Source organism: Marinifilum flexuosum, from assembly GCF_003610555.1.
Classification (GTDB): domain Bacteria; phylum Bacteroidota; class Bacteroidia; order Bacteroidales; family Marinifilaceae; genus Marinifilum; species Marinifilum flexuosum.
Window position 1 is genome coordinate 301,079 of the sequence record NZ_RAPQ01000008.1, and the last position, 13,205, is coordinate 314,283.

At 38.3% G+C, this 13,205-nt stretch carries 8 protein-coding genes; all 8 read right to left on the reverse strand.

Features of this window, described 5'->3' with window-relative positions:
• Positions 1-844 precede the first annotated feature (844 nt).
• Positions 845-3,298: a helix-turn-helix domain-containing protein gene (locus BXY64_RS21625; protein ID WP_120238192.1), complete on the reverse strand. Its 2,454-nt coding sequence runs from the start codon at positions 3,296-3,298 to the stop codon at positions 845-847.
• A gap of 85 nt (positions 3,299-3,383) precedes the next feature.
• The gene (locus BXY64_RS01345) at positions 3,384-3,620 is read right to left on the reverse strand and encodes a hypothetical protein (protein WP_120238193.1); all 237 of its coding nucleotides are present in this window, start codon (positions 3,618-3,620) and stop codon (positions 3,384-3,386) included.
• 69 nt (positions 3,621-3,689) lie between these two features.
• Positions 3,690-4,925 (reverse strand): hypothetical protein, encoded by a 1,236-nt coding sequence (locus BXY64_RS01350; RefSeq protein ID WP_120238194.1) that lies wholly within the window; start codon positions 4,923-4,925, stop codon positions 3,690-3,692.
• 27 nt (positions 4,926-4,952) lie between these two features.
• Positions 4,953-6,395 (reverse strand): carbon starvation CstA family protein, encoded by a 1,443-nt coding sequence (locus tag BXY64_RS01355; RefSeq protein ID WP_120238195.1) that lies wholly within the window; start codon positions 6,393-6,395, stop codon positions 4,953-4,955.
• A 220-nt stretch (positions 6,396-6,615) separates the two neighbouring features.
• Positions 6,616-7,257 carry a response regulator transcription factor gene (locus tag BXY64_RS01360; RefSeq protein WP_120238196.1) on the reverse strand — a complete coding sequence of 214 codons (642 nt, stop codon included), beginning with the start codon at positions 7,255-7,257 and terminating at the stop codon, positions 6,616-6,618.
• Positions 7,258-7,267: 10 nt separating this feature from the next.
• Positions 7,268-9,820 (reverse strand): sensor histidine kinase, encoded by a 2,553-nt coding sequence (locus BXY64_RS01365; RefSeq protein WP_120238197.1) that lies wholly within the window; start codon positions 9,818-9,820, stop codon positions 7,268-7,270.
• A gap of 6 nt (positions 9,821-9,826) precedes the next feature.
• Positions 9,827-10,471, reverse strand: coding sequence for a response regulator transcription factor (locus BXY64_RS01370; RefSeq protein ID WP_120238198.1), 645 nt, complete (start codon positions 10,469-10,471; stop codon positions 9,827-9,829).
• 7 nt (positions 10,472-10,478) lie between these two features.
• Positions 10,479-13,202: a sensor histidine kinase gene (locus BXY64_RS01375; protein WP_120238199.1), complete on the reverse strand. Its 2,724-nt coding sequence runs from the start codon at positions 13,200-13,202 to the stop codon at positions 10,479-10,481.
• Positions 13,203-13,205: the final 3 nt, after the last annotated feature.

Consider the following 13,205-nt stretch of genomic DNA (forward strand, 5'->3'; position numbering starts at 1 on the left):
AACAAAAGTTAATGAAGCTTAAAAGAGATGAGAATATTGTGATTCAGACTGCGGTGCTCTGCACCTAATTAAAAATACAATTGTATAGTTCTATAAATACTGCGAAGCTCTGCTGCTTTACCAGTAAAATGTTTAGGTACGGAGTACCGGAGTATTTGTAGAAAATTAGAATAAGTGGGAATGAGGTACAGGGTACCGTGGTGTTTAAATTGTATGAATACCTTGGTTTGAAATCCGAGTTGAAGACTAAATACAGCACGGACTATTTCCATTTGCTCTGCTTTAGATTAGGACAGAATATATTCCAAAGAAAAATCCCGAACTTGCAAGTCCGGGATTTTCTCTAACCACTATTTACTAACCTAAATCTAATTCTATGAAAAAAACATCTCTGTTTTGTACATTACAAATGTAGGGTAGAAGTGTGCTAAATGGTTTAAATAAAAGTTAATGAAGCTTAAAAATGTTGAGATTGATATTACGGTGCGCTGCACCTTGATTAAATTTCTAATGTGTAGTTCTATAAATATTTCGCAGCTCTGCTGCTTTATTTTTCCAAAGGAGTTAGGTGCCGTGCATTTTGGAATTTATAGATTGTAAATCCATTTACTTCAGAATCCCTGATTGCAAATCAGGGATAGCTTGAGAATTTTAGGTACGGAGTACCGTAATATTTATAGAAAATTCACATGAAATGAAAGAAGGTACAGCGTACCGTAATCTTTAGATTGTATGAGTGTCTTGTGTTAAATCCCGAGGCAAAGGATAATTTCAGTATTTAAGGATTATAAATCCTTTTTCTCCACAATCCCTGATTGCAAATCAGGGATAGCTTAAATGTTGATTACTCCTTCGAATTCCTCAAAAAAGACTGCACATATCGTAGTTCCGAATAGCTGTAATCATTTCCCAATGCTTCTTTTACTGGGTTTAAACTATCGGTACCATGCTTTTTAAATTGCTCTTTAATTTTTTTGATTTTCTTTTTTTCCACAAAGTCTTTTAAATCGAGCATGCCCAGGCCAACGTAGTGTGCCAGGTGCGATTCTATTGTGGTTTGTGACAAGTTGCGTAGAGCTGCAATTTCCCGAACGTTTTTGCCTTCGGAATACATATCGTAGCTCACCTCCTTGGTGTTGGGTTTCTTGGGTTTTACTTCAGGCTCTGGTGTAAAATTAAGCATGCCCAAACCTTTTTCTTGCCTGTATTCCATTACCAGCTTAATTAGCTCGCCACCATATCGTTCAATTTTCTTTTTCCCAAATCCTTTTACCGCTTTTAGCTGGTCGGCCGAACATGGCAACATATTGGCAATATCAACCAGACTTCGTTGTGAGGCAATCATGTAAGCAGGTGCATTTATATTCTCTGACAGCTCTTTTCGCCAGTTTTTTAATTTGCGAAGCAAAGTAGGATGTTCAACATTTTCATCCACCACATCGCGTTTCCGTTTGGCTCTAAAACGAACTTTTTCCAAATGTGCCTTGGCCCTGATGTCCAAATAATGATCAAGCTTAAACCCATTGACGCATGATTTTACACAGCTAAGTTTTACGTGCGAAAGCTCGTGTAATTGCTTTAGGTATTCATTAATCACTTTTTCAATGGCTTGATTATCGGTTTCAAACGAATGATCGTTTATGATGGAAATTAAATGCTGATCGAGTTTATCTGTAAAATACTTGCAGCCATTTTTAATTCTTTCCTGAGCTTCCTTGTTGTCATCCAATTTTTCATCGCCAAAGCAATACCTTTTTAAACTTGGCATAAACTTATCGGCAACGCTTAAAATTTCGGTCTGGAATGCATCGAAGCCAGCTTTGATTTTCTCAGGCAGATTGCCCTGGAATGCTTTCAGGTTATCTTGCAGTTGCTTGTTGATGTTTCGATAAACTCGATATAGATCGGAGTAGGTAAACAGTTCTTCCAATAGCTGAAACTGGAAACTTCTTTTGGCAATTTCCAATTGTTCTTTCCTTGGCGGATTTTTCTCGATGTATTGGGTGAACTGCGATACCGAACGATCGCAAATGATACCGCTTTCGCTTAATTTCGATTTTAGTACCAATCCTTCCAAAGTTTTGCACCTACTCAGAGCTACATAAACCTGACCATGAGCAAAAGCTGCATTGGCATCGATAATGGCCTTGTCGAAAGTCAAGCCCTGGCTTTTGTGAATGGTAATGGCCCAAGCCAATTTCAGTGGATATTGGGTAAACTGACCAACCACATCTTCCTGAATCTCTTTCGATTCCTGGTTGATGCTGTATTTAATGCTTTGCCATTCTTCAGGGTGTACCTCAATTTCGGAATGATCATCTTCACATTTTACCAGAATGGCATCTTCTTCGAATCCGATAACAGTACCAATTTTTCCATTGAAATATAGTTTCTCAGGTGAGCTATCGTTCTTAACGAACATTACCTGGGCACCTTTCTTTAATTTCAAATCTTCATCGGTAGGATAGGAGTATTCAGGAAATTGTCCATCAATTCTAGCGCCGAAAGATTCTGTTTTGCTTTTAAGCTTCTCCAGTTGTTCTTCGTTTATTTTTTGGGCTCGTGCATTGTGCGTAGTCAATGTAATGTAGCCATCCTTATTTTTTGGATTAAAATCAGGCAAATATCTTTTTTCCAATTCCTTGAATGAGGCTTGGGAAAGGTGGTTGTTCCTGATTTCGTTTAGGATTTGAATAAAATCCTGATCTTTTTGGCGATAAACATGTTTTAACTCGATACTAATGTGTTGCGAGGAACGAAAAGCGCGACTGCTAAAGAAAAATGCGGTATCGTAATGCTGGCTGAGCAAACTCCACTCTTCATTTTTTACTACAGGAGGAAGCTGTTGCAAATCTCCAATCATGAGTACCTGCACGCCACCAAAAGGTAGATTTCGATTCTTGAATTTTCTCAACACTTCATCAATTCCATCCAGCAAATCGGCACGAACCATACTTATCTCATCAATGATGAGAAGATCCAAAGATTTAATCAGGTTGATCTTTTCCTTTCGGTATTTGCGCACCGAAGCTTCGCTTGCATTGGGGTTTTCATTCAGGATTTGACCAGGGAGAATGGGGCCAAATGGCAACTGAAAAAAGGAATGTATGGTAACCCCTCCCGCATTAATGGCTGCCACACCCGTTGGTGCGACCACAACCATTCGCTTAGGCAATTCAGCCTTAAGTTGTTTCAGAAATGTTGTTTTACCTGTACCGGCTTTTCCTGTCAGAAAAATTGTGGTATTCGTATTTCTAACGAATTTATGCGCAAGCTCGAGTTGTGAATTGGATTCCATTTTGTTCAAATCAATATAAGATATTAAAAGTACAAAATGTTTATGATTAACCCGTTTTTATATGGAATTATTGATTTCTTTTGACTCAGTTGCGGGAGTTGTCAGAGATGGAGTAGTGCACATAGCAAGTATATCCTAAAAAATTATCTTGCCTTTTGGTTAAGGGAAAGTTTTGAGCTGTTGTGTTCTTCTTTAAGGTTTTAAGTTGAACATGTATGTGAAGTTCTTTTACTTTCTGATCGGTTTCTTTTAAATTGATATTCGAAATGATCCAGGGATATGAAATATCTAAAGCTTGAGAAAATATTTTGTATTCATTCATGTCCGAGATTTTTTAAATCGAACCCTGAATCAATACTCAGGGTTCGAACTTAGGTTAATATGAATAGATCTAAAAAGCGTATTTAAAGTGCAGAAGAAATCTTGTGCTGTTTACAACATCAGAGTCTCCAACCTTGCCGTCGGCCTGAGTTGTTCCGTAGGCAGCACCCGTGTGAATAATTTCTCCACCAATCTTCATTTTACCAGTCAAGAATTCAATTCTTGGCGCTAGCTGGTACAGATAGTCTATGTTTGAGCCGCGGCTGTATAGGCCAACGAACTTATCTCCATTTTTAGCCAAATCATCATCAGCTCCCAGGTTGGCGCTGTAGCCCGCGTTGAATCCGTAACGAACATTTCCTGTTGTAGTGAAAATATCAGAAGTCAAATTCCAGGTCTTAATATTTGTGTACTCATAGTCACCATTTGACTTTACATTTTTCACTCCATAGCCACCAATCATGGTGAAGTTGTACATGTTTTGTCCGTAGATACTCTGGATGTTCCACTTGAACTTTTTGCCTGTGATACCCAACCAATAGTTCATGTAGTAGCTGCCCAGTTTCTCATTGGTTTTAACTCCGGCAGAATTAACCGTTAAAGGCATAATGGTTCGGTAACCTACAGTTAGTCCTGTAGAAACTGCATTTGATAATTTGGTTTCGAAACGAGAACTGATCTCAGGAATACTTGACTGCTGAACGTACTTCACATTTGCACCTTCAGGTCCTGTACTTTTAAAGTCCATCTCGGAAAGCAGTGCAAAGCTTAATTTGCTCTTGTTAAATTTTCTGGTGTATCTCAACTGAGGTGCACGATTCAACAATCCAAACGGAACACCTGCTCCCCAGTGTAATACTCTTGGGAAAGCCGACTCAATAAACATTGGGTGCCAGTACTTACCCGCTAGCAGCTGGTCTTTGTCCCAGTCAAGCTTGATGAAAGCATGACGCAGGCGAAGCAATCCGCTTTTGTCGTTCGAGGTTCCTACAAAGTCACCTTCAATAACTGCTGTTCCTTTTGCTCCGAAAGCTTCAAATCCACTTACCGTTGCATTCAAACGAGACTGAATGGTCGTCATAAAGAACTCCGATCGATCGTTTAAATCATTGCCTTCCAAATCTAAAGATTCAGGTGCAGGATAAAGTAGGATTGCTCCCTCTCTGGCATTAACGGTTTTGCGTGTATCGAAGTAGGTTTCAGCGGCTACAAAGCCTTTAATTTTAACGTTCACTTTTTCCTGTGCCTTTGCAAGAGATCCAAAACAGATCAATAGTGCAGGAAGTAAAAATTTAAGTGTTTTCATTTTTGTACAGATTTAGTTTGTTAGGTTTTATTGATGTTCTAGTTTCACTTTGGCTTGAGACTTTTTGTAAGCCACGAACAAGAATGCTCCAAGACTTGCTAGGGCTGTGAAAATTCCCAATGGGTAAGCCATGCTTTGCGAGATTCCAAATCCTTCAGGTGCAATTAAAATATAGGTTGTGATTACTGCTGTCATAAAAGTGGCAGGTAAAGAGATAAACCAGTGGCTTCTACCTTTGTGTACCATATACATGGCAGCTGTCCATAGTACCACGGTTGCCAAGGTTTGGTTTGCCCATCCAAAGTATCTCCAGATAATGGCGAAGTTGACTTGTGTAAGTAGGAAACCTACTGCGAACAATGGCAGGGTAATCAACAGACGTTTACCAAGTGATTTCTGGGAGAAATTCAAAGAGTCTGCAATGGTCAAACGAGCACTTCTAAAGGCTGTGTCACCAGAAGTAATTGGAGCGGCAACAACGCCGAAAACAGCTAACAGTCCACCAATTTTACCAAGCAGGCTATTACAGATTTCATTAACAACCCAAGCTGCATTGTGTCCTGGTTGCGACATGGTTTCTCCCAATTCGCGGATACCACCGAAGAATGTCATGGCAGCAGCGGCCCAGATCATGGCAACAATACCTTCTGCGATCATGGTTCCGTAAAATATTTTTCTTCCCTGCTTTTCATTGGTCATACAACGAGCCATAAGAGGCGATTGTGTTGAGTGGAATCCTGAAATGGCACCACAAGCAATGGTAATGAACAGAAGCGGATAGATTGGATATTTACCTGGAGAGGCGTGAAAGTTCATGATGTTTGATGGAACCAATTCCGGAATTTGATAACCTCCGAAAATTAAAGCTCCGGCAATTCCGAATGCCATAATTAAAAGACACAAACCAAAGATTGGGTAAATCTTACCAATCAGCTTGTCAATAGGAATCATGGTAGCTAACAGGTAGTACAGGAAGATGGCACCCACAAGGATGGAAACATTGAATCCTGTTAAGCCATTAAGGATACTGGCAGGCCCTTTGATAAAAACAACGCCAACCAACACCAAAAGCACAACTGAAAATACTCGCATGAAGTTTTTAAAGGCTGGACCTAAATATTTTCCTACTACTTCTGGAATACTGGCACCTCCATGGCGAACAGAAAGCATTCCTGAAAAATAATCGTGGACAGCTCCGGCGAAAATACAGCCAATAACGATCCAAATAAAGGCAACAGGCCCCCACAAAGCACCGGCAATTGCTCCAAAAATTGGACCCAGTCCGGCAATATTTAAGAATTGAATCAGGAAGATCTTCTTCCAGTTCATAGGTACAAAGTCAACGCCATCTTCTTTCGAAATGGCAGGTGTAGTTTTTTCTGAATCAGCTCCAAACTTGCGTTCTACGAATTTTCCGTAAACCACATATCCAAGAATCAGAGCGGCAATACAAATAAAAAAGGTTACCATAGTAATTTTGTTTTGTATGAGTACTAAATTTTACTTCTACAAAACAAGTGGAAACGATTGCGTAGGGGAAGGGTAGTTTTGCGCAAATTGCGCCAAAATACCCTCACAAGTGTATGAGGGTAAATACGCACAAGGGGGTTGTAAGTGATACAATTACAGGTGCTTGCGATCTTGTTTGGAATGGATTTAATTAAGGGTCTGTAAGTATCAGGTTTTGAGCTTAAATCTCAATAATATTGTTTTTCACAGCATACATTACCATGGCTATGGAGTTGGCACAATTGGTTTTACTTAGCAAATTGGCTCTGTGTCGTTCCACGGTTCTAATGCTAATATAAAGGGTGTCTGCAATTTTGTTATTGCTGTATCCTTTACAGATAAGTTGCAGAACTTCCAGTTCGCGATCGGTAAAATGAACCACCTCAGAAGGGTTCTTTTGTTGTTTTCGTTTGTTTAGAATACCAACCAGTAATTCTTGAGAAAAGTAACTTCCTCCTGCTCCAACCATATTAATAGCCGTGGATAATTCATCAACATCGGAGTTTTTAAGCAGAAAACCTTTTACCCCTGCTTCTACCATTTTGTCGTAGTATTGTTCCTCTCCATGCATCGACAGAACAATAATATTAAGGTTCGGATTCTCTCTGAGGGCATGTATGGTAGCATCAATACCATTCATCTTTGGCATATTGATGTCCATTAGAACAATATCAGTTGTGGTAAGTTTTAGCAAATCCAAAAACTCCTGTCCATTTTCGGCTTCCCCAACCACATGAATTCCTTCCATATCATCAAGCAAAAAACGCAATCCTTTACGGAAAATTTTGTGATCGTCAACAATGATTATTTTTTGTTCGTTCATGTTAGAAATTTTAAAGGTTTACATTTACAACAGCCATCATTCCACCTGACTCTGCGCTGCTCTGAATGCTGTGCGAGCCATTTAGCGATCGAATTCTACTCAAAATGTTATAGAGTCCCATGCCAGAACTTTCGTAGTTGAGTTCGTCCGGGTCGAATCCTTTTCCGTCGTCAATATATATTAAATTCAGCAAATTGTGCTCCCGCGAGAGTTTGATCTGAATATGATCGGCATCGGCATGCTTAATGGTGTTATTGATTAGCTCTGTTACAACCCTGTAAATCACAACCTCCACTTGTTGGTTCATTCTCGACTCCAAATTCTTGGTATCGAAGGAGATGTTGATGCTTTTTGAAAGATTGATTTTGTTGATGAATGAGTTGATGGCATTCACCAATCCAAAGTCGTTTAAGATATGAGGACTTAAATTGTTTGAGATTTCCTTGATATTTACAAGGGTTTCACTCACAATATCTCTTGAAGCAGTAATCATCTGTTCATTTTTTGGACTTAAATCGGCTTTTCCAAGTGCTGAAAGATACAGGTTTATACTGGAAAGAAGTGGTCCAATGGAATCGTGCAGATCCGTGGCAAATCGTTTTCTTTCGTTCTCCTCGGTTTCAATAACGGCATTTAAAACCTTGCGTTCGGTTTCCTGCCTGATACTGATATCGCTAACCACCGCCAGGATGAGTTTGCTATCCGACAGATCTATTAAACTGATATGTACTTCAATGGGGAAAGTCGTATTGTCTTTTCTTTTTTGAATAGATTCTAATTTTACCGAAGGATTCTCGGTGTTCAGCTTGCTCCACATGGATTTCAGTTGCTTCAGATTGTACTTGTTGTCCAGAAGTGTAACGTTGGCACCAATGATCTCCTCGCGGCTGTATCCTGATAGCTTGCAAGTAGAGAGGTTTGCATCCAAAATTTTTCCATCAAAATCAAGGATAATAATTTCATCGGCAGCTTGCTCTATTAAGGAGCGCCAGCGTTTTTCCGAGGCTCGTATTTTCTTTTCATCCTCTTTAATTTTAGCTTCTGCCTCTTTCCTTTGGGAAATATCTATGAGTGTTCCTACCAGGTTGATTGCTTTTTTATCCTGTGTAAAGTCAAGATTTTTGGCCTTTGCTTTCAGCCAAATCCATTCGTCTTTTTTCGATAATAATCTGAATTCAACATTAAAAAGGTCAATTTCTCCCAGGCTTAGCTTTTCTCTGTTCAAAATAAAATTTTCTAAATCGAAAGGGTGGATAAGATTTTCAACAAATTCAGGAGTGTTTTGCACCAAATCAGGATTGTAGCCTAGCTTTTCCCAGATATTTTTACTGATATAAGTGGTTTGCTCTACAAAATTGTGCTCCCAAACTCCATCAGAATTGGCATCAAGCATTCTTAGCAATCGATCACGACTGCTTTTTAGTCTTTTATTTCTTTCCAGAAGCCTGTTTTCGGTTCTTTTACGTTTGACCCTCAAATAAACTACAATCAGAACGATAAGTGTAAGAAAGGCAATAATGATATTGATACTGGACCTGTGTTTAGACAAAAAGCTTGGTGGTTGATTGATGATGGTACTATTTTTTGGAAGGTCGTTGACCATTATGCCAAAGCGTTTCATTTGCTGAAAGTCAAACATGAAACTGTTGTATCCTTCGGTAACCAAAGGTATGCTGTTGATGTCGGTACCATTAACAACTTTTACAGCCAGTTCAGCTGCCAATTGTCCTTGTTTCACTCCGCTGGTGAGCATACCCCCAACAATACCCTCGTTAAAATAGAATTCCCAGGAGCTGTAGATGGGAAGATTAGTGGCTTTGCGGATGATCTCAATATTTTCCTGGTAGGAGATGTAGTTGCCCTCCTGGTCCTTACTGAAATTGATCAGTAAAATGACGTTTGAATCATCCAGCTTTTCTACCTTTCTTACCAAATCTTCTATGGAAAGGTTTTCCAGGAAGATCAAATTCACATCTGTTTTTAATTCAGGCCAAAAAGAAATGATATGGTTTCGGTTGATGATGGCAGATGTGGTAATGTTATCGTTGATTACCACTAGGTTTTTGGCTTTTGGATGAAGGCGCAGGGCCTGCTCAACGGTCTGTTTAAAATCGATGAATTCAGTAACTCCGGTAATATTGGTCATTCCCTCGATGAGGTTGTCTTCAAATTGATCGATGGAACAAAAGACTATGGGAATATCTTTGAAAAACTCATCTTGGTGGTCGCGGGTAAAATAAAGAGCATTGTTATCGGAGGCGATAACTGTATTGTAGGGAATTCCCTTGTGTTTGAGTCGGTATAACTTTACAAACTCTTCAAGATACTCTTTGTCATATCTTCTTTTGGTATCCATGTACTCAAACTGAATCTCGATGTTTTCATGATGGTTGAGTACGGAAAGAATGCCTTTGGTGATATTATCGGTCCAATTCAATCCCTGATGGTAGGAGTGAAGTACTAGTATTTTTTTTCTTCTTGCCGAAGCATCTAGACAGGATATAATCAGGAATACCACCAGAAGAAGTAGGAAATACTTGTATTTACCCAGTAGTTTTCTCATCGTTTATCATTCTATTTCAACAATTTTATTTTTAACTGCATACATAACCAGTGAGGTAGAGTTTTTACATCCTGTTTTACTGAGTAGATTGGCACGATGACGATCAACAGTTCTGTGGCTGATGAAAAGTTGTTCGGCAATCTCAGCATTACTAAAACCGTCACAAATCAACTTTAAGACTTCGAGTTCTCTGGTGGATAGTTTAACTGCATCGGTTCTAAGTTTTTGTAATCTTTTCTGATCCAGAATATCCACAAGCAATTCTTGCGAAAAGTATGATTTTCCTGCGATTACAGCCTCAATGGCTGCAATTAATTCATCGGCATCAGAATTTTTTAAAAGGAATCCTTTCACACCTGCGTCCAACATCTGATCGTAATATTCTTCTTCGCCGTGCATCGAAAGAACAATTACTTTCAAATCCGGATATTTTTCCATTGCAATTCGAGTGGCATCTATACCATTCATCTCTGGCATATTGATATCCATTAAGGCAATATCGATTGTTTCATTCTCAGCCATTTCAAGAAACTCCTTTCCGTTTGAGGCTTCTCCAATAACAGTAATGTTTGGAATATTGCTTAATAAGAAACGCAATCCGCTTCTAAACATCTTGTGATCGTCAACAATTATTACCTTATTTTCTTCCATTTTGCAATTATAATTTAATTTCAATAATAGCCATCATTCCGCCACGTTCGGGATTACTTTTTATTTTATGAGTTCCATTTAATGATCGGATACGACTTAACACATTGTACAGTCCCATTCCACTCGAAGTTCCGGCATTTATTTTTTTAGAGTCAAAACCTATTCCATCATCAATGTAAATTAAGGACAAAAGCTTGCCTTCACGCGACAGGTTGATTTCTATATTTGTAGCCTTGGCATGTTTAATGGTGTTATTGATTAGCTCAGTTACTACTCTAAAAATAACAACTTCTATCTGGTGATTCAACCGTTCCTTCATATTTTCTGCATAAAAGCTGATATTTATGGCCTGCGAAACATTAATCTTATTGGTGAATGATTGAATTGCTTTTTCTAAGCCAAAATCATTTAAGATGTGTGGACTCAGGTTGTTAGAGATCTCTTTAATGCTTACTAGTGCTTCGTTTACGGCGTCTAAAGAAGCACTTATAATATTATCCTTATCATCTTGAGTTTTTACTTTTCCAAGTGAAGAAAGATACAGGTTAATACTTGATAACAAGGGACCAATGGAATCATGCAAATCGGTTGCAAAACGTTTCCTCTCGCTTTCTTCCGTATTGATAACAGCATTTAAAATTTTACGCTCAGTTTCTTGTCTAATGCTGATATCGGTACCAACAGACAGAATTAGTTTGCTATCCTTAAGTTCAATTAAACTCAGGTGAATTTCAACAGGAAAAGTACTGCCATCTTTACGACGTTGTACTGATTCAAATGAAACCGAAGGGTTTGATGTACTTAGTTTTTTTCGATAAGTATGAAGCTTGGAGCTGCTGTGAACGATATCAATTTCACTATAGTTCAGTTCTAATAATTGACTCTGTTTGTATCCCAGCCATTTGCATGCAGCAGAATTGGCATCTAAAATCTGACCATCAATATTGTAAATCAGAATTTCATCAGAAGCTTGTTCAATTAACGAACGCCAACGTTTTTCTGATACTCTTAACTTTTTCTCTTCCTCACGAATTTGCTCTTCAGCAACTTTACGTTGGTTGATATTAATTAGTGTTCCAACCATGTTTAATGGGCCTCCATTTTCAGAGTAATCTAGAATTTTGCCTTTTGCCTTGAACCACATCCATGTTTTATTCTGAGAACAAATTCTAAATTCGATAACAAACATTTCGCTTTTACCGGATCTGTTTTGTTTGTCTTTCTGTTTAATAATGATCAGATCTTCAGGATGAATTACTCTGCATAGCAATTCTCGTGTATCATTTTTGGTTACCGAATGGTAGCCAAGTTTGTCCCAAATGGTTTTACTAATGAAAATTTCACCAGTCTTAAAATTGTGTTCCCATACACCATCCGAATTGGAATCGAGCATGTGAAGCAATCTATTTCTACTGCTTTTTAATTCCTCATTGGCATGCTCAAGGTTTTCGGTTCGTTCTTTTACCAGTTCCAAGAGGTTGTGGCGGTGATGTTCAAGTTCTTTGTTTTGTTTTATAATTTGTTCAGTTTGCAATTCAAGTTTTTCATTGGCAAAAATGATTTCTTTGGTACGAACCGCAACTCTTCTATCCAGTTCTTCATTAATTTTTTTCAATCTTCTTTCATTTCTTTCTCGTTTAATGGTAGTGTATCTAAGAATGAAAATAATCACCACAATAAAAATGGCAATAACAACAAGAGAGGTTCTATATTGCTTTATGATTGAAGGCGGTTGATTGCTGATAAAGCTATCCTTTGGTAGTTGCTTTGGAAGGATTTTAAATCGCTTCATCTGTTCAAAATCGAACTTGAATTGGTTGTATCCTTCCTTTACAAGAGGAATATCCGAAGCATTTGCACCATATAAAATTTTTAAGGCTGATTTTGCCGCTAGTTCTCCTTGTTTATAGCCACTGGTGATCATTCCACCAACAATACCTTCGTTAAAATAAAATTCCCAGCTACTGTATATTGGTAGGTTTGTGACTTCGCGAATGATTTCGATACTTTCCTGGTAGGAGATGTAGTTCCCTTCCTTGTCGCGGCTAAAATTGATAAGGTATATGATGCTTTTCGGATCAAGGGTTTTTACTTGGTGTACTAGTTCATCGATTGATAAATTTTCAAGAAAAACAAGTTCAGCATCGGTGTCAACTTCAGGCCAGATGTCTCTTACATTATTTCTATTAAGAATTGCAGATCTGGTTTGGTTATCGTTGATCACCACCAATTGCTTGGTTTTTGGATGCAGTTGAAGCGCAATTTCGATGGTTTTCTTTGAGTCAATTTCTTCGGTAACACCTGTAACCTGATCGAAACCACTAATTAAATTGGATGAAAATTGATCGACACCACAAAAAACAATTGGGATTTTATCAAAGTAATTTTGATAGTAAGTCCTTACAAAATCGAGGGCATTATTATCGCAAACTAAAATAACATCGAATAGGTTTTTTTGATGTTTTAGATCGTAAAGTTTTGCAAACTCAGTCAGATATTCAGCCTCGGAATGCCTTTTTGTATCCATGTATTCAAAGATAATTTCAATGTCATCATCTTGATCAAGAACGGATAAAATTCCCTCACTGATATTATCGGTCCAATTTAATCCCTGGTGATAGGAGTGAAGTACTAGAACTTGTTTCTTTCTTGCAGCAGTTTCAAAACTGCAAAGCAATATACAAATGCATATTAGCAGAATCCCGATTGATATATTTTTAAAATACTTCATTCT